Origin of the sequence: Nocardioides litoris, assembly GCF_006346315.1 — a bacterium.
Taxonomy (GTDB): domain Bacteria; phylum Actinomycetota; class Actinomycetes; order Propionibacteriales; family Nocardioidaceae; genus Nocardioides; species Nocardioides litoris.
On the sequence record NZ_VDMR01000002.1, the window covers coordinates 216,452 to 239,812 of the forward strand.

General features: G+C 75.7%; 23 protein-coding genes. 9 read left to right on the forward strand and 14 right to left on the reverse strand.

Features of this window, described 5'->3' with window-relative positions; all coding sequences use genetic code 11:
* Positions 1-107 precede the first annotated feature (107 nt).
* Positions 108-881 carry a nuclear transport factor 2 family protein gene (locus FJQ57_RS22915; protein WP_211348835.1) on the forward strand — a complete coding sequence of 258 codons (774 nt, stop codon included), beginning with the start codon at positions 108-110 and terminating at the stop codon, positions 879-881.
* A 13-nt stretch (positions 882-894) separates the two neighbouring features.
* Here FJQ57_RS22915 and FJQ57_RS09130 read toward each other — a convergent pair whose 3' ends face one another.
* The 6 genes from FJQ57_RS09130 to FJQ57_RS09155 all read right to left on the reverse strand — a co-directional run bounded on the left by FJQ57_RS09130 (position 895) and on the right by FJQ57_RS09155 (position 6,588).
* Entirely contained in the window at positions 895-1,917 is a 1,023-nt protein-coding gene (locus FJQ57_RS09130; protein WP_139979485.1) for a hypothetical protein, read from the reverse strand.
* A 190-nt stretch (positions 1,918-2,107) separates the two neighbouring features.
* Positions 2,108-3,037 carry an NAD-dependent epimerase/dehydratase family protein gene (locus FJQ57_RS09135; RefSeq protein ID WP_139979487.1) on the reverse strand — a complete coding sequence of 310 codons (930 nt, stop codon included), beginning with the start codon at positions 3,035-3,037 and terminating at the stop codon, positions 2,108-2,110.
* Entirely contained in the window at positions 3,030-3,347 is a 318-nt protein-coding gene (locus FJQ57_RS09140) for a hypothetical protein (RefSeq protein ID WP_139979489.1), read from the reverse strand. Before FJQ57_RS09140 ends, FJQ57_RS09135 begins: the two co-directional genes overlap by 8 nt.
* A gap of 35 nt (positions 3,348-3,382) precedes the next feature.
* Complete coding sequence (locus FJQ57_RS09145; RefSeq protein ID WP_139979491.1) at positions 3,383-4,498, reverse strand: pyridoxal-phosphate-dependent aminotransferase family protein; 1,116 nt, start codon at positions 4,496-4,498, stop codon at positions 3,383-3,385.
* A gap of 44 nt (positions 4,499-4,542) precedes the next feature.
* Positions 4,543-5,109, reverse strand: a complete 567-nt coding sequence (locus FJQ57_RS09150) for a GNAT family N-acetyltransferase (protein WP_139979494.1) — start codon at positions 5,107-5,109, stop codon at positions 4,543-4,545.
* 381 nt (positions 5,110-5,490) lie between these two features.
* Positions 5,491-6,588, reverse strand: coding sequence for a prolyl oligopeptidase family serine peptidase (locus FJQ57_RS09155; protein ID WP_139979496.1), 1,098 nt, complete (start codon positions 6,586-6,588; stop codon positions 5,491-5,493).
* A gap of 83 nt (positions 6,589-6,671) precedes the next feature.
* On the opposite strand from FJQ57_RS09155, the gene FJQ57_RS09160 reads away from it, so the two are divergent.
* A complete protein-coding gene (locus FJQ57_RS09160; RefSeq protein WP_139979498.1) occupies positions 6,672-7,499 on the forward strand; it encodes a GIY-YIG nuclease family protein in 828 nt (275 codons plus the stop codon).
* A 39-nt stretch (positions 7,500-7,538) separates the two neighbouring features.
* Here the strand turns inward: FJQ57_RS09160 and FJQ57_RS09165 are convergent, their stop codons facing one another.
* The 4 genes from FJQ57_RS09165 to FJQ57_RS22400 all read right to left on the reverse strand — a co-directional run bounded on the left by FJQ57_RS09165 (position 7,539) and on the right by FJQ57_RS22400 (position 12,239).
* Positions 7,539-8,906, reverse strand: a complete 1,368-nt coding sequence (locus FJQ57_RS09165) for an FAD-binding oxidoreductase (protein WP_246081708.1) — start codon at positions 8,904-8,906, stop codon at positions 7,539-7,541.
* Between the two features lie 76 nt (positions 8,907-8,982).
* Complete coding sequence (locus tag FJQ57_RS09170; protein ID WP_139979502.1) at positions 8,983-10,194, reverse strand: MFS transporter; 1,212 nt, start codon at positions 10,192-10,194, stop codon at positions 8,983-8,985.
* Positions 10,195-10,276: 82 nt separating this feature from the next.
* The gene (locus FJQ57_RS09175) at positions 10,277-11,629 is read right to left on the reverse strand and encodes a lipase family protein (protein ID WP_246081709.1); all 1,353 of its coding nucleotides are present in this window, start codon (positions 11,627-11,629) and stop codon (positions 10,277-10,279) included.
* A gap of 103 nt (positions 11,630-11,732) precedes the next feature.
* Positions 11,733-12,239, reverse strand: a complete 507-nt coding sequence (locus FJQ57_RS22400) for a GNAT family N-acetyltransferase (protein WP_170219349.1) — start codon at positions 12,237-12,239, stop codon at positions 11,733-11,735.
* Between the two features lie 201 nt (positions 12,240-12,440).
* Between FJQ57_RS22400 and FJQ57_RS23570 the strand changes: the two genes are divergently transcribed.
* From FJQ57_RS23570 to FJQ57_RS09190, 3 genes are all read left to right on the forward strand, one after another.
* Positions 12,441-12,575 carry a hypothetical protein gene (locus FJQ57_RS23570; protein ID WP_281284247.1) on the forward strand — a complete coding sequence of 45 codons (135 nt, stop codon included), beginning with the start codon at positions 12,441-12,443 and terminating at the stop codon, positions 12,573-12,575.
* A gap of 61 nt (positions 12,576-12,636) precedes the next feature.
* A complete protein-coding gene (locus FJQ57_RS09185; protein WP_139979506.1) occupies positions 12,637-13,971 on the forward strand; it encodes a TolB-like translocation protein in 1,335 nt (444 codons plus the stop codon).
* A gap of 140 nt (positions 13,972-14,111) precedes the next feature.
* Positions 14,112-14,384, forward strand: a complete 273-nt coding sequence (locus tag FJQ57_RS09190; RefSeq protein WP_139979508.1) for a WhiB family transcriptional regulator — start codon at positions 14,112-14,114, stop codon at positions 14,382-14,384.
* Here FJQ57_RS09190 and FJQ57_RS09195 read toward each other — a convergent pair.
* Complete coding sequence (locus FJQ57_RS09195; RefSeq protein WP_139979510.1) at positions 14,371-14,763, reverse strand: hypothetical protein; 393 nt, start codon at positions 14,761-14,763, stop codon at positions 14,371-14,373. The two genes, FJQ57_RS09190 and FJQ57_RS09195, sit on opposite strands and share 14 nt — an antisense overlap.
* 174 nt (positions 14,764-14,937) lie before the next feature.
* On the opposite strand from FJQ57_RS09195, the gene FJQ57_RS09200 reads away from it, so the two are divergent.
* Entirely contained in the window at positions 14,938-16,593 is a 1,656-nt protein-coding gene (locus FJQ57_RS09200) for a thermonuclease family protein (protein ID WP_139979512.1), read from the forward strand.
* A 60-nt stretch (positions 16,594-16,653) separates the two neighbouring features.
* Here the strand turns inward: FJQ57_RS09200 and FJQ57_RS09205 are convergent, their stop codons facing one another.
* Positions 16,654-18,066: a sulfatase-like hydrolase/transferase gene (locus FJQ57_RS09205; protein ID WP_139979513.1), complete on the reverse strand. Its 1,413-nt coding sequence runs from the start codon at positions 18,064-18,066 to the stop codon at positions 16,654-16,656.
* A gap of 105 nt (positions 18,067-18,171) precedes the next feature.
* On the opposite strand from FJQ57_RS09205, the gene FJQ57_RS09210 reads away from it, so the two are divergent.
* A complete protein-coding gene (locus FJQ57_RS09210; RefSeq protein ID WP_139979515.1) occupies positions 18,172-18,924 on the forward strand; it encodes a hypothetical protein in 753 nt (250 codons plus the stop codon).
* A gap of 258 nt (positions 18,925-19,182) precedes the next feature.
* On the opposite strand, the gene FJQ57_RS09215 is transcribed toward FJQ57_RS09210, so the two are convergent.
* Positions 19,183-21,459 (reverse strand): SpoIIE family protein phosphatase, encoded by a 2,277-nt coding sequence (locus tag FJQ57_RS09215; protein ID WP_139979517.1) that lies wholly within the window; start codon positions 21,457-21,459, stop codon positions 19,183-19,185.
* Positions 21,460-21,626: 167 nt separating this feature from the next.
* On the opposite strand from FJQ57_RS09215, the gene FJQ57_RS09220 reads away from it, so the two are divergent.
* Positions 21,627-22,058 carry an ATP-binding protein gene (locus FJQ57_RS09220; protein WP_170219350.1) on the forward strand — a complete coding sequence of 144 codons (432 nt, stop codon included), beginning with the start codon at positions 21,627-21,629 and terminating at the stop codon, positions 22,056-22,058.
* 12 nt (positions 22,059-22,070) lie between these two features.
* Here FJQ57_RS09220 and FJQ57_RS09225 read toward each other — a convergent pair whose 3' ends face one another.
* The gene (locus tag FJQ57_RS09225) at positions 22,071-22,361 is read right to left on the reverse strand and encodes an STAS domain-containing protein (protein ID WP_170219351.1); all 291 of its coding nucleotides are present in this window, start codon (positions 22,359-22,361) and stop codon (positions 22,071-22,073) included.
* Positions 22,362-22,467: 106 nt separating this feature from the next.
* Here FJQ57_RS09225 and FJQ57_RS09230 point away from each other — a divergent pair, with 106 nt between their 5' ends.
* Positions 22,468-23,358 carry an aldo/keto reductase gene (locus FJQ57_RS09230; RefSeq protein ID WP_139979523.1) on the forward strand — a complete coding sequence of 297 codons (891 nt, stop codon included), beginning with the start codon at positions 22,468-22,470 and terminating at the stop codon, positions 23,356-23,358.
* Positions 23,359-23,361 lie beyond the last annotated feature (3 nt).

The following is a 23,361-nucleotide window of genomic DNA, read 5'->3' on the forward strand; positions in this document are numbered from 1 at the left end:
CCGAGAGCGGGGCGGGGGCGGCCACCCTCCCGCGGTGGCTGCGGCGCGAGCAGCGCCGGCGACGAGCCTCGAGGCCTGGCCGCGACGCGACCCGGCACCATGGCCCGGTGACCACCGAGGCCCGTCGCGCCGCCGCCGACGCCCTGCTCGAGCTCGCCCGCTCGTCGTCGTACGCCGACCGGGGCGACGCAGGGGTCGCGCTGGTGCTTCTGCTCGACGTGCCCGGGGTCGCCACCCGGCTCGCCGGACTGGTGCTCGACCCCGACGACACGTGGCCGACCCGGGCGGTGACCGAGGCGCTGGTGCGCCGCGGTGACACCGCCGCACTGGGCGTGCTGGCGGCCGCGCTGCCGGAGGCCGACGACAACCACGCCGACTGGATCGCCGCCGGGATCGCTGACACCAAGGCCTGGGCGGGCTGGACGTGGTCGGAGGTGCGGGCCACGGCGGCGGCCCTGCCTCCAGGCCCCGGGGCGGCCGCGCTGGCCAGCCTCCTGGGCGAGCCCGACGCGCCGGACACGCCCAACGCCGAGGATGACCAGGTCGCCCAGGTCCTCGCCCTGGAGCGCGAGCTGCAGACGCCGGCCTGCCGGGCCGCGCCGCCACGGCTGCTGGCCCTGCTCGCGCCCGACTTCGTCGAGGTCGGCGCCAGCGGCAGGGTGTGGGACCGGGCGTCGGTGCTCGACCTGCTGGCCGCGGAGCCCGACTCCGCAGCTGCCGAGATCGCGGTGCTCGACCTGGCCGGGCGGGTCGTCGCACCCGGGGTCGTGCAGGTGTCGTGGCGCTCGGAGCGCGGCGACCGGCGGGCGCGGCGCACGTCGCTGTGGTGCCGCCGCGACGGCCAGTGGCAGCAGGTCGCCCACCAGGGCACGCTGCTCTGAGGGCGACCCTCGCTCAGTCGGCGAGGAGGGCGGCCGCCTCGTCGGTGGCCCAGAACGCGCCGAGCTCGGCCCGCAGCCAGGCCTCCAGCTCGCCGGACGCCCGCCACGCGGCGACCACCTGGGGCGTGCGGCGCACGAGGTCGTCGAGCAGCTCGTCGCGCTCGACCCCGAGCTCGGTGAGCAGCTCGAGCGGCGAGTATCCGCCGTACCCCTCGACGAGGCCGTCGACGACCTGGTGGGCCATGGCCAGGGTGTGCGGGTGGGCCAGGGTCGAGGAGACGAGGTCGCGCACCGCGTCGGCGACCGCGGTCAGCTCCTCGGCCGAGCGGAGGTCGTCGGTGCCGCGCACCTGAGAGGCGGCCGCGACGTCCCAGGCCTGGAGGACGGCCTCGCGGGTGGCGGGGTCGCGCAGGGTCTCGAGGACGATCTTGTTGAGCCGGCCCGCCGCGAGGCTGCCGCCCCGGCCGACGGTCTGGCCGAGCAGGCCGTCGAGCTGCTTGTCGGCCGCACCGACGGCGCCGGTGGCGACCCCGGTGGCGAGGGTCGCACCGAGGGACAGCAGGCCGCCGATGCCCGGGACCTTCTCCGCGGCGGCCTGGTTGGCCTTGAGCGCCTCACCGACCACGCGGGCCATGAAGCGGGTCGCGACGGCGGAGACGACGGGGCTGGTGCTGAGCCGGTCGAGCGCCCGCTCGGCCGCCGGGGTCAGGGCGAGCAGCGCATCGACGACCGCCTCGACCTGGGCCCGGTCGACCACCTCGTCGACGCGGAACGGCTCCTGCGGCCCGGCGCGCACGACCTCGCGCACCACGTCGACCACCAGGTGCACCGCCGCCCCGTCGGGAGCGGAGGTGAGCACCCGGGTCACGGACTCCTTCACGTCGTCGACGTCGACCAGGTCGACGAACGGTCGCGACCCGGCGCCGTCGAGCAGCGACGCGGCCAGCCGGCGTACGGCGTGCTCGGCCTCGGGCCCGGTGAGGCGGTCGAGGTGGAAGGCGACCTGGGCGTCGAGGATGCGGTCGGCGGAGGGCACGGGGCGACCGTACGGGACGGGTCGTGCTCTCCCTCGGCCCGTCCGGGCCCGGGCGCGCGGGGGGAGTTGGGCGGCGGGCGGCAAAACCTCCGGTTAAGCGGAGAAACTCCCACTTCTGGTGGGTATTTCCCCGCCAGGAGTGGCAGTTCCTCCGGTTAACCGGAGATTCTGCCCGGAGCGCGAGCCCGGTTCAGCGCAGCCCCGCCTCCAGCTCGTCGAGCCCCTCGGCGAGGGAGACCTGCGGCGTCCAGCCCCAGCCGCGGGCGCGGTCGGCGAGGACGTCGCCGGTCCACACAGGTTGCTCGACCCACTCGGGGTCGACGCCGGTGCCGCGTCCGACGGCGCCGAGGTAGTCGCGCCACGAGGCGGGCTCACCGGACACGTTGACCGGGGTGCAGCCGCCGGGCACGGGGCCGGCGTCGGGGTCGTCGCTGGTGGGCACACGGCCGGTGGCGACGTCGGCGGCGAGGGCAGCCAGGTCACGGACATGGACCCACGCGAACGACTTCGTCGGGTCGGCGCGGCGCTGGTCGGGGTCGTCGCGGAAGCCGGCGGGGCGCAGGGAGTTCCACACCGAGGACTCCCCCGGTCCGAGGATCGCCGGCGGGCGGAGCAGCACCCGGGTCGGGCCCTCGACCTCGGCCAGTGCCAGGTCGAGGTCGCGCTTGGTCACCGGGTAGTCGCCGGCGTCGTCGGGCACGAGCGGGGCCGTCTCGTCGACGTCGCCCTGGCCCGGGCTGCGGTCGTAGACGGCCGCGGTCGAGACGTGCACGACCCAGGCCAGGCCAGCGTCGGCGGCTGCCCGCGCCAGCGCGGTGGTGCCCTCGACCCCGACCCGGCGCTGGGCCTCGAGGTCGTCGCCCATCGGGTGCACGGTGGTCACGAGCGCGTCGGCGCCGGCGACGACCTCGGCCGCGAAGCCGGCGTCGGTGAAGTCGCCGACCCGCTCCTCGACGTACGGACCCTGCGGCGCGCCGCCCTCCCGGCGTACGACGGCCCGCACGGCCGCCCCGCGCTCGACGAGCGCCTCGACGACGTGGTGGCCGACGAGGCCGTTGGCGCCGGTGACGACGACCGTGGGGCGCTGGGTGGTCGGCTGGCCCGTGCCGGCCTCAGACATCGATGCCCCCGACCCAGCGCTCGCCCTCGTCGCCGCCCCAGGCGTCCCAGGCCACCCGGCCCGCCGAGGGGAACCCGTCGCCGCCCTGCTTGAAGCCCTCGGCGTCCTTGTCGACCGCGTGCCGCTTGAAGTAGGCCTGCATCTTCTGCACGTCCTCGTCGCTGAGGTCCTCGCCGTTGGCCATCTGGTGGGCGCGGTGCTTGCCCACGTCGGTGAAGTTCTTGCCGGCCTTGCCGTCCTCGATCCACTTCACCGCGCGCTTGCCGTTCTCCTGCACGCCCTTCGGCGGCGTGTGCCCGTTCTTCGCCATGCCGCCACTGTCGTCAGCGGGCGGCGGCCCGGGCTTCACCCCGCGGAGCGGTCGAGCACCTCCCCCAGGGCGGCGAGCACGAGCAGCGCGGCGTCGGGGCGGGCGTTGTGGCCCATGAGGCCGATGCGCCACACGGTGGCGGCGTACGGCCCGGCGCCGGCGCCGATCTCGATGCCGTGGCGCTCCAGCAGCTCCTTCCGCACGGCGGCGGAGTCGACGCCGTCGGGGACCTTGACCGTCGTGAGGTCGGGCAGCCGCGACCCGGCCTGGGCGAACAGCTCCAGGCCCATCGCCTCCAACCCGTCCTGCAGCTGCCGGCCGGCGGCCTCGTGGCGGGCCCAGACCTGGGGCAGGCCCTCCTCGAGGATCCGGCCCAGGCCGGCGTGCAGGCTCGCGACCATCGCGACCGGGGCCGTGTGATGGTAGGTGCGCTGGCCGCCCTTGGCGCCGGCCTCACCGACGTACCCGCCGAGGAGGCCGAGGTCGAGGTACCACGAGCGGGGCTTCTCGACCCGGCGCTCCCACGCCCGCTCGCCGATGGTGAACGGCGCCAGGCCGGGGGCGACGCCGAGGCACTTCTGGGTGCCGGCGTAGCCCAGGTCGACGCCCCAGTCGTCGGCGCGCAGCTCGATGCCGCCGATGGAGGTGACGGCGTCGACCAGCAGCAGCGCGTCGGGCCGGTCGCGGCGCACGGCCTCGCCGAGGGCGGCGATGTCGGAGCGGGCGCCGGTGGAGGTCTCGGCGTGCACCGCGGCGATGATCTTGGGGCTGGGGTGGGCGTCGACGAGCCGCTGGACGTCGACCGGGGTGCCCCAGTCGTGCTCGACCGGCACGACCTCGGCGCCGCAGCGCGCGGCGACCTCGCACATCCGCTGGCCGAACAGGCCGTTGACGCCGACCACGACCACGTCGCCGTCGGAGACGGTGTTGACGAACGCCGCCTCCATGCCGGCCGAGCCGGTGGCCGACAGCGGCAGGGTGCGGGCGTTGTCGGTGCCCCACACCTGCCGGAGCCGGTCGCACGTCTCGTCCATCAGCGCGACGAATGCCGGGTCGAGGTGCCCGAGGATCGGCCGGGACAGGGCGTCGGTGGCCTCGGGGTAGGGATTGGACGGCCCGGGGCCGAACAGCTTGCGCTCGAGCAGGGTCATGCCCACCACGCTAGTGGCGGCGGCCACACCCCGGGGCGGGCCGCTCAGGCGCCGAACAGCTCCTCGAGCGTCCCGCTCGCACCCGTCGTCGCGCCACCGGGCCGCTGGCGCGGGATGGCCAACCATGCGGCCCAGGTCAGGTCGCGGCCGACGTACCGGGGTGCCTGGAGGGGCCACTCCTCGGCGATCCAGCAGGGCACGAACGCGTCGAGGGCGGCCTCGACCTCGGAGCCGAGGTGCTCGTCGCGCACCCACCACGAGATGTCGGCGTCGGCCCCGGCCTTGTCGGTGGGGTCGATGTAGACGCAGCCCACCAGCTCGGTCTCCTCGGCGTCGAGGACGGCGTAGTTGAAGGACTGGTGGGCCTGCACCTCGTCCCAGTGGTGCTGGAGGTCCTCGCGGTCCTGCTCGGCGGTCATCTCCGCGGGCGGCCAGCCCCAGGCCTCGCCGTAGATCGACCACAGCCGCTCCCGCGAGCCCATGACGGCCGGCATGTCGAGCTCGGTGTCGTCGGGGTGGATGGGGCGCAGGTGGTGGCCGGTCGGCAGCTCGACGCGGGTGGGGTGCGCCCAGTCGGTGGGGAGCCAGGGCGTGGTCTCGGTGCTGGTCATCTCGGGTCCTCGGGGTCCTCGGGGTCTCGGGCCGACCGGTCGGTCGGCGTCGGTACGACGGTGGCGGGTGCCGCTTGCGGCGGGCTTGTCGCATGTTGCTCGCGCCCGACGTCGGCGGCCGGGCGCCCGGCCGCGGTGTGGGTCGACCACCCGCTCCGGGTCCGGTCGCACAGCCGGACGCGCAGCCGGGAGACGACGGAGTGCAGGCCGGTCGCCGACCCGGGTCTGCACTCGCCCCACAACCGGGCCTCGACCACCACGAGGGGGCCGAGGACGCGCAGGCGGACGGCGGGGCAGGACGACATGGCTCCAGGGTGGCGCGGCCCGCTTGCAACCCGCTTGCGATCCGGCCGTCGGGTGGGTCGAGCCAGGTGGGACGGGTCAGACGCCCTGGGCGCGGAAGAACCGGATGGTCCGGTCCATCGCCTCGAAGAACGCCGGGCCGAAGGCGTGGCCGTCGTCGTACTCCGCCAGTCGCACGTCGACCCCCGCCTCCTCGAGCGCGGCGGTGGTCGCGGTGGCCCACGGCGGCGGGCAGGTGTCGTCGAAGCGGCCGTGCACCATCAGCACCGGCTCGGTGATGCGGTCGACGTAGGGCCGCGAGGAGTTGCGGCGCCAGAACGCGGGGTTGTCCTCGGGCAGGCCGTGCCGCTCGCGCAGGGCCGCGGTGTCGGCGCTGTCGGCGGCGTCGTCGCGCTGGAACTGCTCGAAGTTCTGCGCCTCGAGCGACGACACCGACGCCCACGGCGCCGCGGCCTGCACCAGCCCCGGCGCGGCGACCAGCGACTTCAGCACCACCCCGCCGCCCATCGACCGGCCGAACAGCGCCACCCGGTCGTCGGCCACCGGCACGTCCTTCGACGCCCGCAGCGCCTTGACCGCGTTGATGACGTCGGCGCTGTAGCCCAGCCGCATGTCGAGCTGGAAGTCCGGGTCGTCGTCGGACTCGGCGTGGTTGCGGTAGTCGACGTGCAGCGCGACGTACCCCCGGTCGGCGAGGTAGCCCCGCTCGCGCGTCATCCCCTGCCCGCGCACGTAGACGTCGGGGTCGATGTAGCCGTGCGCCAGCACCACCGCGGGGAACGGCCCGCGCCCCTTCGGCACGTTGAGCACGCCGGTGATCGTGTACGCCTCGGTCTCGCCCTGGGGCGTCGTGCTGCGGCTGCGGTAGCTCACGTCGTACGACGTGAAGGCGGCCGTCTCCTCCCGCACCGCCCCCAGGCGGAGCCGGTCGCCCCGGTGCTCCTGCTGGGAGAGGCCGAGCACGGAGACCGGCGGCGCGAGGGGCTCGGGCTCCTCGGTGGGCGTCTCGCTCGGCGCGGTCGGGTCGGGCGTCGGCGCCTCCTCGCCCGGTGGCGCGCTCGAGGCGGTGGTGGACGTCGGCGCGGGCGCCTCCGGACCCGCCTCGTCCTCGGCTCCGCTCGAGCACCCGGCCAGCACGGTCCCGGCGAGCACGACTCCGACCAGCCCTCGGCGCATGTGCGTCACGGTACGGCGGCCCGGCAAGCCGGGGCGGTCCGTCGTCGTCCGGTGACCAGCCGAGACGGGGCTAGGTTCGAGCCGTGCAGCCGATCCCGCTCGCATCCCTGCTCCCGGTCGACCTGGCTCCGACGGACGTCAAGGTGCACTTCGCCGTCTGGAACCAGGTCAAGCACCCGATCGACGTGCTGGCCGCGGACTGGGCGGAGTGGCAGGGGTGGAACTCCTACCGCAGCGCCAACGACGACTTCAACCGCCGCTTCGTCTTCTCGGTCGCCCAGGACAAGGGCGACGCCTCGCTCTGGCTCTTCGGTGGGGTCTGGGAGGTCCTGGAGCGCCGGCCCGAGCAGTACACCCAGTCCTACCGCGTGCAGCTGCGGGAGGACCTGCTCGGCGCCTGGATCCGCCGGCTGTACGTCCGTCACCGCCGCACCGGCCGCAACATCCGACGGACCTTCGAGTCGGTGCTGCCGACGATGACGGTCGCCTCGGTCCTGCCCGAGCCCTTCACCGGCGACCCGTTCCCGGGGCACGACCGCATCAACCACAGCCTCGCCGACCTCCAGGCGGTGGTCGCGCAGGCTCGAGCCGACTGGCGCATCGCGCTGGAGAGCATGAAGGGCGTCTACGTCATCCACGACCAGCAGACCGGGCAGCGGTACGTGGGCTCGGCCTACGGCGACACCGGCATCTGGCAGCGCTGGTCGACGTACGCCGCCACGCTGCACGGCGGCAACGTCGGGCTCCAGGCGCTCGTGGAGGACAAGGGCGAGGAGTACTACCGGACCAACATGCGCTTCGCGCTGCTGGAGTACTGGTCGATGCGGACCGACGACGACCACGTCCTCGAGCGGGAGTCGTACTGGAAGGACGTGCTGCACGCGCGGTCGCTCGGCCACAACAGGAACTAGCCGGCACCGGCCGGCGGGCGTGTCGACGCCCTGACCGGCCTACAACCCGAGCGCCCCCGGGTTGAGGATGCCCTGCGGGTCCAGCGCCGCCTTGACCCGCCGGGTGAGGGCCATGACGTCCGGGCCGAGCTGGTCGGGCAGGGCGGGGGCCTTGGCGCGACCGACGCCGTGCTCGCCGGTGATGGTGCCGCCGAGGGCGATGGCGCAGGCCATGACCTCGGCGAACGCCGTCCGCGCGCGCTCCTCCGACTCGGGCGTGTAGACGATGATCGGGTGGGTGTTGCCGTCGCCGGCGTGGGCGACGACGGGGATCTCGACGTCCTGCTCGGTGGCGATGGCGGCGATCCGGGCCAGCAGCTCGGGCAGGAGCGGGATCGGGACGCCGACGTCCTCGAGCAGGATCGAGCCGCGGGCCTCGATGGCCGGGAACGCCATCCGGCGAGCCGCCACGAACATCTCGCCCTCGTCGGGGTCGTCGGTCACGAAGACCTCGGTCGCGCCCTGCTCCGCGCACGCGGCCCGCATCACCTCGATCTCCTCGGCGCGGGCGGCGCCCGGCGCGTCGGACTGGGCGACGAGCAGGGCGGCGGTGGAGCGGTCCAGGCCCATCGGCTTGTAGTCCTCGACGGCGTTGATCGAGGCCTGGTCCATCAGCTCCATCATCGAGGGGCGCAGCGTGCGCCCGACCGCCACGACGGCGTCGGCGGCGGCGCCGACCGAGGGGAACGACGCCACCAGCGTGGAGCGCACGGCCTGGGCCGGCACCAGCCGCAGCGTGGCCCGGGTGACGACGCCGAGGGTGCCCTCGCTCCCGACGAACAGCTTGAGCAGCGACAACCCGGCGACGTCCTTGATCCGCTTGCCGCCCAGGGTGACCAGGGTGCCGTCGGCCAGCACGACGTCGAGCCCGAGCACGTAGTCGGTCGTGACGCCGTACTTGACGCAGCACAGGCCGCCCGCGTTGGTGGCGACGTTGCCGCCGATCGAGCAGATCTCGTACGACGACGGGTCGGGCGGGTACCACAGGCCGTGCTCGGCGGCGGCCGCCTTGACCTCGATGTTCAACGCGCCCGGCTCGACCACGGCGACCCGGCACTCGGTGTCGATCTCGATGGCGCGCATCCGCTCCAGGGCGAGCACGATGCCGCCGTCGACGGCCGACGAGCCGCCCGACAGGCCGCTGCCCGCGCCCCGCGGGACCACGGGCACGCCGCGCTCGGCCGCCCACCGCACCGCGACCTGCACGTGCTCGGCGGTCTCGGCGCGCACCACCGCGAGCGGGGTGCCGGCGGTGACGTCGTGCGACCAGTCCCAGCGGTAGGGCTCGGCGACGTCGGGGTCGACGGTGACGACACCGTCGGGGAGCGCGGAGACGAGGGAGTCGAGGTCGACGGTGGTGTCGGTCACAGCGCCCATGGAACCACGGGCCGCCACGACCGGCGGCCGGTCAGGACGAGAGCCCGGAGCAGGGCCGGGAGCAGGGTCAGGAGCGGCGGACCAGCACGGAGATGCCGGCGGGCACGGCGAGGGCCACGACCACGGCGAACCCCACCAGCACCGGCACCACGTCGGCCACGAGCAGCAGGGCGCCGATGACCACGACGGGGATCGTGATGCCGACGTAGGCGCTGAGGAACAGCGCCGCCAGCGTCTCGCCGCGGCGCTCGGGCGCCGCCAGCCCGGCGACGGTGGCCACCGACGCCGCGAACACCAGGCCGACGCCGCCCGTGGCCAGGAACCCGCCGCCCACGAAGACCGGCAGCGAGGCCGTCAGGCCGGCCACGGCCACCACGAGCACGCCGACCGCGACGAGGGCCGCGCCCGCCACCAGCTGGGTACGCCGCCCGGCCCGGAACAGCAGCACCTGGCTGACGATCCCGCCGGCCAGGACCCCGGTGACCACGGCGCCGACCTCGACCCGTGAGGTGGTGCCGACGACCTCGACCAGGAACGTGCCGGTCAGGCCGGTGATGAAGCCGAGGACCGAGAAGCCGGCCAGCGCGGCCACCGACGCGCCCACGAACGGCCCGCGCACCTCGGGGTCGACACCCACCCGCTGCGGCCGGTAGCGCCACGGCCGGGCGCGGGCCTCGTCGGGGACCGTCTCGGGGGCGAGCCACAGCAGGAGGCCCGCGACGACGAGGACGCCGACGTAGACGGCGTACGGCGTGACGATGGGGTCACCGGCCAGGCTCAGCAGCGCGGCGACCAACGGGCCGACGGCCAAGCCGCCGAGGTTGGCCACGTTGGCCAGGGTGCGGCCGACGACGGGGTCGGCGCCCGCCCGGCGCTCGTGCAGCTCGGCCACCGCGGCCGTCGCGGTCGCCGACAGGCCGCCGACGCCGAGACCGGTGAGGAAGCGCAGCACGAGCAGCGACGCGGTGTCGGCCAGCAGCACGAACCCGACCGCCAGCACCACCTCCAGCGCGACGACCCCGACCAGCACCGGCCGGCGGCCGACGTGGTCGGAGACGTGGCCCGCGAGCACCAGCCCGGCGACCACGCCCACGCCGTACGCCGCGAAGACGAGGCTGACCGTGAACGCGCCGAACCCGTCGCGCTGCTCGTACAGGCCGTACAGCGGCGTCGGCACGGTCATGAACGACATGACGAGGGCGAACGCCCCCGCCACCCCGACCGCCCCGACCCGCCGGCCGGTCCTGGCTGTGCTGGTCTCGCTCGCCGTCGTGGTCACGTACGCCGTCAACCGCCGCGCGGGCGTGGGTGTTCCGCACCGACGCCGGTCGGGCTCAGGGGCGGGGTCGGCCCGAACCCCGTCAGCGGCGGACCTTCAACCGCGCCAGCGACGTGCCGGGCGGGATCGACCCGCACGAGGACGGCGCGGCCCGGCCGGCGAAGCGGGCCTCGGTCCAGGCGATGGCGTCGGGCAGCCACAGCGGGACGGTCGTGAAGTGCGACAGCGGGTACTGCTGGTAGCGGACGCGGGTGCCGGCGTTGCAGTACTTGCGGGCCAGGGTGCGCACGTCGCCGGCGATCATCACGCCGTCGCCGGGGCCGATGCCGGGCTTGTCGCCGGGGGTGCCCTCGACCTCGCCGCCGGCGCCCTGGCCGATGAACATCGGCACGGTCGGGCTGCGGCGCAGCCCGAGGTTGAGCTGGTTGACGGTGCGGACGTACTCCGGGATCGAGGCGGGATCGCGGTAGCGCCGCTTGACCAGCTGCTCGAAGCGCAGGCCCGGGTAGCGGCCGAGCACGTCGGCGATGGGGGCCTTCTGCAGCGCCCGGAAGATCCGCTTGCCGCGCGCGCTGAGGTAGCGCCGGAGGTCGATCCCGAAGGCGCGGGCGGCGCCGACCAGCGCCATCGGGGCGACGCCGGCCCACACCTGCGAGCCCGAGACGTAGGGCAGGTTGTTGTCGGGCGCGACGAGCACGCCGCCCTCCGCGGCGCCCACGAGCCGCCGGTTGATGTCCGGGGCGTAGGTCGGGGCGAGGGTCGCGGCCCAGTTGGTCGCGATGGCGCCGCCGGAGTAGCCGAACAGTGCGATGTCGGGCTGGGCCGCGATGCCGGCGGCGGGCGAGGCCAGCGCGGCGCGCAGGGAGTCGAGGGTGGTGTAGCCGTACTCCGGGCCGGCGGCGAAGTCGGCCGTGCGGCCCTGGGTGTCGGCCATGACGACGGAGTAGCCGGCCAGCAGGAACGGCGTGACCAGGGCGGTCTCGGCGTGCACCGCCGAGGTGCCGCTGCTGCGGCCGCCCGCGACGGCGTACGACGGGCCGTCGAGGGGGTTGAGGGAGTCGTAGAACGAGCCGTAGGCCACGACGCGGTCGGGGTGGAGCGCGACGGGCGGCTTGAGGATCGAGGTGGCGTTCCACGTGGCGCGGCCGCGCTGGTCGGTGGTGCGGTAGAGCAGCTGCACGACGCGGATCGGCAGCGGGATGCCCTGCACGGAGTAGGTGAGGGTCCGGGTCTTGATGACCTGGCCGCGCTTCATCTTCCGCAGCTGCGCCCGCGTGCCCTGGTAGCTCTGGAACGGCGCCGCCGCGGCCTGGCGTGCGGCGACCGGCGCCGTGGCCGCGGACGCGGACGCGGGGGCCACCGGCACCGAGACCAGGACACCGGCGCCGAGCACCAGCGCGAGCAGCGTGACGAGCAACGACCTGGACCGACCCACGAGGACCCCCGACGAGGTAGCGGACGTGACGGTCGCCACGTCGACCTCGCCATGGTGCGCCAGCGCGTCGGGCCCCGACAAGAGACCCCGGGAGGGGCGCTCGTCACACCGCGCGGTGGTGGACGTGCTCGCGGTGGCATGCCCCGTCGCCGTAGGGCACGAGCCCGCACAGCTCGCCCGACAGCACGAAGCCGGCCTTGGCCGCCACCCGGCACGACGCCGGGTTGGCCACCGCGTGGAACAGCCGCACCCGTCGTACGCCGAGCTCGGCGGCCGCCCGCGCCACGGCGGCCGACACCGCCGCGGTGGCCACGCCCCGGCCGGCCTCCGCGGCCAGCACCCGGTAGCCCACCTCGGCCTCGTGGCCGGACCCGCCGGGGACCGGCCCGCGGCCGAACACCGCGACCGTGCCGAGCAGCCGGTCGTCGGCGGGATCGGCCACGGCCCAGGTGCGGTGGGTGGTGCCGTGCCCGCCCGCGTTGCTCCGCCCCGCCCAGGCGCCGAGCGGTCCGGGCGGGAAGGGGTTCCACAGCGCGACCCCCGGCTCGGCCGCGAGCGCGGCCAGCCGGTCGCGGTCGGGCCGGGCGAAGGCACGCAGGACGACGGTCACGTCCCCATCCTGCGCCCCTGGCCGCCGACAGCGCCGACAGCGCCGACAGCGCCGACAGCGCCGACAGCGCCGACAGCGCCGACAGCGCCGACAGCAAGGCGCTGTCGGCGGACTGCACGGGTGTTGCAAGCCCGGCCCCCCAGGCTCCTCGTCGACGGCCCGCACCAGGCGGGCCGCGACCCGGTCCCCCGAGGAGACGCCATGACCACCGCCCGCCCCCTGCGCCGCCCCCGCGCCCTGCACGCCGAGCAGCGCACCGTGCGGCTCGCCGCCCTGCGGCGCCGCCAGCAGGCGCAGGTCACGGCCGACATCCGCCGGCTGACCGTCCTCACCTGACCCGCACCCCCCACCCCGCATCCGCACCCCGCATCCGCACCCCGCACCCCAGGAGCTCTCGATGACCCCCCTCCCGCGGCTCGCCGCCCTCACCCTCGCCACCGCCGCCGTCGGTCTCGGCCTCGCCGCCGTGCCGGCGGCGGGGTCAGCGGCCGGCGCGCCCTCGTCCACCCCCGCCCCCGTCCCGACCCTCGAGCTGGTCTCCCGCGCCACCGACGGCACCCAGCGCGAGGCCCACGCCGACCTGGCCGGGTCGGCGGCCGCGGCCTCGGCCGACGGCCGCTACGTCGTGTTCGCGACCTCCGGCGCCCTCGTCAGGGCCGACCGCAACGAGCAGAGCGACGTCTACCTGCGTGACACGCAGGCCGACCGCACCGTCCTCGTCAGCCGGACACCGCAGGGCCGCGCCGGCGACGGCGGCAGCGTCGAGCCGTCGATCTCCGCCGACGGCACGGTCGTCGCCTGGACGACCTCGGCCACCGACCTCCTCACCGGCCGCCGCGACCGCAACGGCGAGGTCAACGACGTCGTCGTCCGCGACCTGCGCACCGGACGCACCGTCCTGGCCTCGGTCGACGGCCGCGGCCGCCAGCACCGGGCCGAGAGCGTGGCCTCGGCCATCTCGGGCGACGGCCGGCACGTCGCCGTGCAGACCTTCGCCGCCCTCACCCGGGCCGACACCGACGAGCGCGAAGACGTCTACGTCCGCGACCTCGCCCGCCGCACGACCCGCAAGGCGTCCTGGCGGCCCCACGGCAGAGACATCACCCAGCCCCACCTCGTCGGCACCATCTCCCACGACGGCCGGGTCGTCACGATGGGCGACGACCGGCACGCGTGGGCCCGTGACGTGGTCCGCGGCCGGACGACCCTGGTGTGGAGCGAGGGGATCGACCCGGACAGCCCGTTCCCGATGGGCAGCGTCGGCCGACCCGCGGTGTCCGGCAACGGCCGGTACGTCGCCTGGCCCTCGGCCCAGGTCACCGGCCACGGGCCGACCGCCGGCCGGCAGAACGTCTGGCGTCGCGACCTGCGCACCGGCGAGGTCGTGCGGGTCACCCGCGGCCTGGGCGGCACGGCGCCCGACGGCGACAGCGGCCTGCCGTCGCTGTCCTTCGACGGCACCCGCGTCGGCGTGAGCACGTTCGCCGGCAACCTGGTCGCGGGCGACCCGGAGGCCGGGGACGGGGAGGCCGTCGTGGTCGACCTGGTCACCGGCACCACCGTGCTCGCCTCCCCCGGACCCGAGGACCCCGAGGGCATCTACGACGAGTCCGCCCGCACCGGGATCGCGATCAGCGCCGACGGGCACACGCTGGTCTACGAGTCGTTCGACGACCACCTCGTCGCCGGAGACACCAACGGCTGGGGCGACGTCCTCGCCTGGCGCGGGTGAGCACGCGCCCCGGCACGACCCCCGGACGGCCGGGTGAGCGACGCGCGTCGCCCACCCGGCCGTCGTCGTGCGTCGAGGGCCGGGTCCGCGGGCAGCGCGGATGCCAGCCGACGGCAAGCGGCACCGCGCACGGTGGACCCGTGAGCACCCCCGTGACGGCGTCCTGGACGCTGCCGTGCAGCACCGACCTCGAGCTGTGGTACGCCGAGCGGCCCGAGGCCCTCGCCGTCGCCCAGGCCCGCTGCGGCGGCTGCCCCCAGCGCGAGGCCTGCCTGGCCGGCGCGCTGGAGCGCCGCGAGCCGTGGGGGGTGTGGGGCGGCCGGGTGCTGGTCGACGGCGAGGTCGTCGCCCACAAGCGCGGACGCGGCCGCCCCCGCCGGGTGACGGCGGCGCGGGTCCTCAGCGACGCGTGACGCGCGGGCTGGTCCAGGGCCAGGCCGACGTCGCCCACCCCGGCAGCGCCGCGCCGAGCGTCTCGGCCAGGTGGGTGCCGACCTGCTCGGGCGCGACCGCCCAGCCCACCTCGACGTCGTACGGCGCCGCGCCGGGGTCGAGGGTGACCCAGCCGAGCACGGATCGCTCCTCGTCGTCGAAGACCCCGAAGCAGAAGGAGCTGCGCGCGGTGGCGGCCGCGACGGCCGCGCCCAGGTCGAGCCCGACGGGCAGGCCGGGCAGTCCCTCGTCGGCCGCGCGCAGGGGGCGCAGGTGGTGGCCGCTCGCGAGCTCCACGCGGGTCGGGACCTGGAACCACGGCTCCAGCCACGGCGGGACGGGCACGGCAGGCACGCTCATGCCCCCGAGGGTGGCCGCCGGCACGGGCACCCACCTTGCAGGTCGCTGGCAGCGCGGGGGGCGACCGACCAGCGCGCGGCCAGCCAGCGCCAAGGGGTCGGCACCAGGCTCCTCGTCATGACCACCCGACCGACACCACCCCCGACCGGGGCACCGACCCGGAGCAGCAGACCCGTGACCACCTCCAGCCCCACTGCCGCCACCCACGCCCGACGCCTGCTGGCCGTCGTGCTCGCCGTGCTGGGCGCCGCAGCCGGCCTGCAGCTCGCCACCGCCCCACCGGCGGCCGCCGGCCAGCTCGGCCTGACCATCGAGGTCCGCGGCGCGGCCGAGATCTCCGTCATCGAGGGGGCCGTCGACGACGGCGCCTCCCGCAGCTGCGACCACCGCGACAACCTCGACGACCGCGTCGTCCACACCTGTGCCCGCATCCGCAGCTCGGCGGTCTTCGCGTCCGTCGTGTGGCTGCGGGTCACCCCCCTGGTCTCCGAGACCGACGAGTGGGTCGCCGACAACTGGACCGGCTGCGACAGCGTCCGGCACGTCAAGGGCCGGCAGTACGACTGCATGGTCGAGTCGGCCGCCTTCAGCAGCACCGAGAAGACCGTGCGCGGCGGCGCCTACGACAACACCAGGCCCGTGCTCACGTCGTGGTCGCAGCAGCGCTCGACGACCAAGGACCTCACCTCGACCTACACGATGAGCGCGACCCAGGGCACCCTCGAGTGCCGTCCCTGGCCGGCGACGGAGTACCGGCCGTGCAGCAGCGGCGTCGAGCACACCTGGCCCGCGGCGGGGCAGCACGTCATGAGCGTGCGCGCCGTGGACCCCTCCGGCAACACGAGCAACCCCGAGGCGCTCGCCGACTGGCACCTCGACACCGTCGTGCGCAGCGGTCCCACGGACCGCACCGGCCACGAGACGGCCGAGTTCGTCGTCGACAGCCCCGAGGCGACCTCGATCGAGTGCGCCGTCAACGGCGGCGCCTGGTCCACGTGCGGCACCCCCGGTGAGCCCCTCACCGTGACCCGGACCGCGCACGGCCTGTACTCCCTGGCCGTCCGCGGCGCCCGTGACGGCAGCGTCGACGAGGTCCCCGCCCGCTGGGAGTGGCAGATGGGCTACCTGCCGGAGACCGTGCTCGACTCGGCCGTCCTCGACGGACGTCAGGTGCAGGCGCGCTTCCACGGCGAGCACCACGACTCCTTCCAGTGCCGCATGGACGGCCCGGAGGGCTGGACCTACGACTGGGTCGCCTGCCAGTCCCCCGTGACCCTGGACGACCTGCCCGACGGCGACTACCGGTTCGAGGTGCGGGCGCGTGACGACGCCGGCCGCGTCGACCCGACGCCGGTCGTGCACTCCTTCAGCGTGCGCACCCCGGACCCCGGCCCCGACCCGGGCCCCGGCAACCCGGGCCCCGGTCCGGTGACCCCGACCCTGCCCACCACGGCCAGGGTGGTCTCCGTCGTCGACGCCGACACCCTCCTCGTCCAGGCCGGGCGCGCCCGGTTCCGGGTCGACCTCGCCGGCCTCACCCCGCCCGCCAGGCCCCGCTGCACCGTGCGCTCCGGCAAGCGCGCGCTGGTCCGGGCCGCCCGACCGGGCAGCACCGTGCGGCTCATCGCCGTCCGGGGCTCGCGCACCACCGGCACCGGCGCGACCCCCTGGACCGTCCTGGTCGGCACGCGCGACCTGGCCCAGGCCCAGCTGGGCCGCGGCCTGGCCCGCCTCGACACCCGCGAGGCCCCGCCGACCCGGCGGGCGGCGTACGCCTCGGCGCAGCGGCAGGCCAAGCGCGCCCACCGCGGCGTGTGGGGCCGCTGCTGACCCCTGGCCCCCGAGAGGGCCCGCCCCCGGCACCGTCCCGGTGCCGGGGGCGGGTCGCATTCAGGCCGGGTAGGGCAGCAGCGTCGCGTCCACGGCCTCCCAGGCCGCCCGCAGCGCGGCCAGGTCGGCCGGCCGCCGGCGCGCCAGGTCGGCTTGCTCGCGCGGGTCGGCCGCCAGGTCGTGCAGCCGGTCGACGCCGCCGATGCGCGAGTACTTCAGGTTGCCACGACGCAGCGCCCGCGCCGAGCGCGTCCGCCAGAACAGGTCGCGCTCCGGCACCGCCCGGCCCTGGAAGAGGTGCGGCACCAGGCTGGTGCCGTCGAGCGGGTACGTCGGGTCCGGCGTCGCGCCGGCCAGCTCGAGGAAGGTCGCGGTCCAGTCGGTCGTGTAGACCGGGGTGTCGTCGACCTGGCGCTGGCCGAGGTGCCCGGGCCAGGACACGATCATCGGCACCCGGATGCCACCCTCGGTGAGGCCGGCCTTGGCGCCGGTGAGCGGCCAGCTGTAGGAGAAGCGCTCGCCGCCGTTGTCGCTCTGGAAGAGCACCACGGTGTCCTTGTCCTGGCCGGTGCGGCGCAGCTCGTCGAGCACGCGGCCGACCGAGCGGTCGAGGTCCTCGACCATCTCGACGTACGTCTCCAGCGAGCCGCCGTCCTCGTGGAAGAGCACCCGCTGCTCGCCCGCCTGGACGCGCCGGGTGAGCTCGTCGCTGACCGCCTTGTCGCCGCGGCCCTCCCACGGCCAGTGCGGGGTGGTGAAGTTGAGGTTGAACAGCCACGGCTGCTGCAGCCGGGCGTTGCGGCGGACGACCTCGACGGCCTTCTCGGTGAGGATGTCGGTGTAGTAGCGCGGGTCCTCGACCTGCTCCTCGTCGTCCCAGAGGTCGTAACCGTCCTTGGCGTAGAGCTTGCTGAAGTAGTCGATGCCGCCGGAGTAGTTGCCGTAGAAGGAGTCCCAGCCGGACTTCAGCGGCGAGAACCACGGCAGGAACCCGCCGTGCCACTTGCCGACCATCGCGGTGGCGTAGCCCGCGTCGCCGAGCAGGGAGCCCAGTGTCGGGTGCTCCGGCGGGATGCCGTTGGTCGGGCTCGGGGCGCCGATGGGCTCCTGCAGGCCGCCGGGGGTGCGGCCGGGGTGGCGGCCGGTGTAGAGCGCGAAGCGGGTCGGAGAGCAGACCGCGCCCGCGGAGTAGCCCTGCGTGAAGCGCACGCCGTCGCGGGCCAGCCGGTCGAGGTGGGGCGTCTTGATGTGCGGAGCGCCGTACGACGACAGGTCGGCCCACCCGAGGTCGTCGGCCAGGATCACCAGGATGTTGGGCCGCGGCAGCCGACCGCGGCGGGCGACGGCCCGGAACGGCTGCTCGGCGGCGGCCTCGTCGGCCGCGGCGACGACGCCCGCGGCGCCGAGCGCGCCGACGGCGGCGCCGGCCAGGGTGCGGCGGGTCAGGCCGGAGAGGGTGGGGATGGAGGACATGGGGTTCCCGTCTGAGTCGTCTGAGTCGATTGGTTCGATCAACAAACATAAGTGACGGCGCCCGGGCCCCCCGCCGGGCGTCCACGCCCGTGCCAGCATGGAGCCGTGCCCGGCCCCCCGACGTACGCCGTCCGCGTGGCCAACCTCTCGGTGCGCAACCCCCGGCCGCGCGACGACGTGCCCGCGCTCGCCGCGGGGTCACCGCACCTGGTCTCGGTCTGCGAGGTCGGGGGCGGGTGGGTCGAGGTGGTGCGCGAGGTCGAGGGCTACCGCTACCTCGGGGCCGGGCCCGACGCCCGCCACGGGCGCCGCGAGGTCGGGCTGCTCGTCCGCGCGGACGTGGTCGTGGTCGACCACGGGGTCGCGCCCATGTCGCGGGCCGTGCCGCGCTCGACGGTGGCCCACGACCGGTGGGCGGCCTGGGCGCGGGTCGAGCTGCCCGGCGGTGTCCGGGCGCTGGCGTGGTCGACCCATCGCAACGCCTACGTGCAGCGGCGCGACGGGCGGGTGCGACCGCTGTGGCGGGGCACCCGTCGCTACCGCGACCACGCGCGGGCCGAGCGGGCGCTGCTCGACGCCCAGGCGGCCGAGGGGTGGCCGGTGCTGGGCGGCGGCGACTACAACTACCGGGTGCCGTGCGGCGCGGTGCGCACCCCGGCGCAGGCCTGGACGCACGCGCCGCACCGGGCCGTCGCCGACGCGGGTCGGACCTACCTCCCGCACGGCCTCGACGGCGTCGTGCTCGACCCGGCGGCGTTCACCCCGACCGGCGACCTCGACGTGCTGCCGCGCTCGCGCACGGGGTCCGACCACGACTGGGTCACCGCGACCGTGCGGGCCGTGCCGAGCGGCCGGTGACCCCAGCGGTCCCGGGGGCCACCTGTGGTGGCTCCCGGGACCCTGCGCAAGCGGTCCGGGCGCCCGCGCAGTGAGTGGGGGGTCCACCCCGTGGATGGCCTGATGACCGGGGACGCGGTCATCCGGCCTGTGGTGAGCCCCTGACGACAAGGGTGCGTCGGTCGCGGGTCACGCGCACGGGATCGCCGCGGCGCTCACGAACCCCTCACGTCGACGATTGGTCCGGTCGGTGCCCCGCTCACACGGGGTGGTCCGACCTCACCCGAGGGGGCGAGGAGCCTGGCCGTGCACCCGGACCGCGACGAGGGCGAGGTCGTCTTCCGCCCCGGCCGGCCGCATCCGCTCGACCAGTCGGTCGGCCAGCTCCGCCAGGGGGACCCCGGCCCGGATGAGGGCCACCACCGCCGTGCGGAGCCGGTCGAGCCCGGTGTCGATGGACTCCCCCCGGCGCTCGACGAGGCCGTCGGTGAACAGCAGGACCGTGGACCCCACCGGCAACGACACCACGTCGTCGGCCCGGTCGGTCTCGGGCAGGAACCCCAGCATCGGGCGGGTGCGCTCGGACCACAGGAACCGGGCCTGCGGCGTCGCCCCCGGCACGCACGGCTCCACCAGGAGCGGCGGCGGGTGGCCCGCGTTGCTCAGGCGCAGGTCGGTGACGCCGGCGACCCGCTGGTCGGCTCCCTGCTCGAAGCGGGCGACGACCGCGGTGGCGAGGGTCTCCATCTCCAGCAGCGCGAGCGCCTCGTCGACGCGGCTCAGCACCTGGGCCGGGCCGTCGTCGGTCGTCACGGCCACCCCGCGCAGCAGGCTGCGCAGCTGGCCCATCGTCGCCGCCGCGGCGGCGTCGTGACCGACCACGTCGCCGACCACCAGGCAGGTCGCCCCGTCACGCTGGCGGAACACGTCGTACCAGTCGCCCCCGACCTGGGCGGCGACCGAGGCAGGCGCGTAGCGCACCTCGACCTCGAGGTGGTCGGGCGTGGGCGGCGCGGTGAGCATCGAGCGCTGCAGGCCCTCGGCCAGGTCGCGCTGGTCGGTGTAGAGCTGCGCCTTCTCCAGGGCCAGCGCCGCACGGGTCGCGACCTCCTCGAGCAGCGCCAGCTCCGCCGCGGTGAACGGCGAGGAGCCCGCACCCCGGAACAGCACCAGCGTGCCGGCGACCACGTCGTGCCAGGTCAGGGGCAGCAGGACGGCCGAGACGGGGTCCATCTCGTCGAGCAGCCGCAGGGTGCGCTCGTCGTCGACCCCCTCGCGCAGCTCGCGAGCGGCGTCGGCGACGTGGCGGTGGGTGGCGGCCCCGTCGACCGCGCCGACGAGCCACGACACCTGGGGGATGCCGGCCAGCACCGAGCGGTCGTGGCGGCACAGCGCGGTGAGCGCGACCCGCTTCGCCGGGTCGTGGTGCCAGACGCCGAGGTCGCGCACCCCGCCGCGCCAGTTGGCCAGCCGCGCGCGGCCCGGCGGACCGCTGCGCTCGGCCAGGCACACCGCACCCCAGTCGGCCATCCCCGGCACCACCGCGCGCACGACCCGCTCCGCGACCTCGTTGCGGTCGAGGGTGTCGGAGAGCACCGAGGTGACCTCGGCGACCAGGGCCGCGCGGGTCGCCTCGCGCTGGAGCAGCTCCTGGGCGTGGCGCCGCGGCGTGACGTCGTACGCCGCCCCCACCAGCCGGTGTGCGGTGCCGTCGGGTCCGGCGACGCCGCGGCCGCGGGCGCCCACCCAGATGGTCTCGCCGTCCGGGAGGACGACGCGGTACTCGGCCTCGTAGACGCTGCAGGCGTCGACCGCCGCCTGCAGGGCCGCCCCGACCAGCGAGCGGTCGTCGGGGTGGACGCAGTCGGTGAACGCCCCGATGGTGCCCCCGAACGTCTCGCGGGTCAGGCCGAACAGGTCGAGGAGCCGGTCGTCCCAGCGCAGCGTGTCGGTCGCGAGGTCCCAGTCGAAGGCACCGACGCCGGCCGCGTCGACCGCGGTCTCCCACAGCAGCCGGTCGGCGCGGTGCTCGGCCTCGACGGCGGCGAGCTCGAGCTCGGCCATCACGGGGCCGGCCAGGTCCTCCAGGACCGCCACGTCGGCGTCGGACCATGCGCGCGCCTGCTCGCCGAAGACGCACAGCGCGCCCACGACGTGGGGCCCGGAGCGGAGCGGGACACCGAGGTAGGAGGCCGCGACCCCGGCGACGACGGGCGGCAGCGAGCGCACCCGGTCGTCGACCGCGGTCTCGGGGATGGGGACGGGTCGCGCGGCCTTGACCACGACCGAGCACAAGGACTCGGCGGCGGGAGAGGTCGCCCCCACCGACGCGTTGGCGGCACCGGAGCCGCCCATCACGGTCTGCTCGTCGGTGATCACCGAGACCTGGCCGGACCCGGCACCCACCAGGCGGGCCGCCAGGGCCGCGAGCCGGTCGAGCGCGGGGACGCCGCCGGGGGTGGCGGCGAGGCGACGGGCCGTGCGGAGCCGGAGCACCTCGTCGGTGAGCGGTGCGCCGAACGGCCCGGTGAGGGGCGGCTGCTCGACGTCGGTCACCAGGGCTCCCTACGGGATGGCCGCGGCCGGTGCGCGGCCGGGACGTGGACCGACTGCCGACATGGTGCCACCCGCACGCTCACCCCGGCAGGGGAAGCCGCGACCACCGGTCGACCGGTGTCGATAGGCTCACGCGCGGCAGCGCGGAGCGGGAGGAGCACGCCTTGGTGTCGGAGCAGGTCGACAGGCGCCGTCGTACGACGTCGGTGCCGTGCAGCATCGACGCGGTCGCGCCCGTGCGCAGCGAGATGGTCGAGCACCTGACCGCCGCCGGGCTCGGGCAGCGCCACGTCACCGACGCCGTCGCGGTGATGAGCGAGCTGGTGATGAACGCCCTGGTCCACGGCTCCCCCGACGCCGACGACTGCGTGCGCCTGACCTGGGACGTCCAGCCCGACGGCGCCGTGCGGATCGAGGTGCGCGACGAGGGCCAGTCCGCCGGCGTCGACGCGCCCGGCGCCCGGGTGGCGGTGCAGGCGCCCTCGGCGCACGACCAGGGCGGCCGCGGGATGCGGCTGGTGGAGGCGTTCAGCCGCGAGTGGTCGGTCGACACCTCGGACGGCACCCTCGTCACCGCCCTCGTGGCTCCGCGCCCCTGAGGCCGGGTCCGCTCAGCCGGGACCGACGTAGGGGACGCCGGTGACGTCGAGCACCCGGGCCGCGTGGCTGCCGGGCTCGGCGACGATGGCGAACCCCTGGCCGCGGCGCTGGGCGCGGCCGGCCGCCTGCACCAGCACGCCGAGCGCGGCGCTCGGCAGGAACGTCACCTCGACCAGCTCGACCCGCACGACCTGGTAGGAGTCGAGCAGCTCGGCGACCTGCTCGCGAAGCTCGGGGAGGGCGGATTCCTCCACGTCGCCGGTGAGGGTCAGCACACCCCCGTCGTCGGGCTGGTCGGTCACGGCGCTGAGGATAACCGGGCCACCCCCACGGACCACCGCCCTCGACGCCGTCGCGGACACGGTCACCCATGGGGGTGACGTGGGGTCGGGGTGCCACTGTGGAGGCATGAGCACCTCAACCTCCTCCCTGGGCGACCTGCCCGTCCACCGCATCGGCTTCGGGGCGATGCAGCTCGCCGGACCCGGGGTGTTCGGCCCGCCCGCCGACCCCGAGGCCTGCCGCGCCGTGCTGCGCCGGGCCGTCGAGCTGGGGGTCGACCACATCGACACGGCGCAGTTCTACGGACCCGACGTGGTCAACGACCTCATCCGCGAGACCCTCCACCCCTACCCCGAGGGCGTGCGCCTGGTGACCAAGGTCGGCGCCGAGCGCGACGACCAGGGCGCCTGGGTGATGGCCTCGCGGCCCGAGCAGCTGCGCGCCCAGGTCGAGGCCAACCTGCGCTCCCTGCGCGTCGAGCGCCTCGACCTGGTCAACCTGCGCCGCCAGGAGCGCGACCACCCCGAGGCCGACGAGGCGCCGCTGGCCGACCAGCTCGGCGCCCTGGCCGACCTGCGCGAGGAGGGCAAGCTCGCCCTCGTCGGGGTCTCGAGCGTCGGCGCCGAGACGGTGCGCACCGCGATCGAGACCGTCGGGATCGGCCAGGTGCAGAACCCCTACAGCCTGCTCGACCGCTCCGACGCCGACGTGCTCGAGCTCTGCCGCCGGCACGACGTCGCCTACGTGCCGTACTTCCCGCTCGGCTCCGCCTTCACCGGCGGCCCCGCCGCGCTCGCCGCCGACCCGCACGTCTCCTCCGTGGCCGCCAAGCACGGCGTCACGCCGAGCCAGGTCGCGCTGGCCTGGCTGCTCGCGCAGTACGACCGGCTGCTGCTCATCCCCGGCACCAAGTCGGTCGCCCACCTGGAGGAGAACATGGCCGTCCTCGAGGTCGACCTCGACGCCGACGACCTCGCGGCCCTCGAGCGGGTCGAGCCGGTGCGCGTCGGCCCGTGAGGG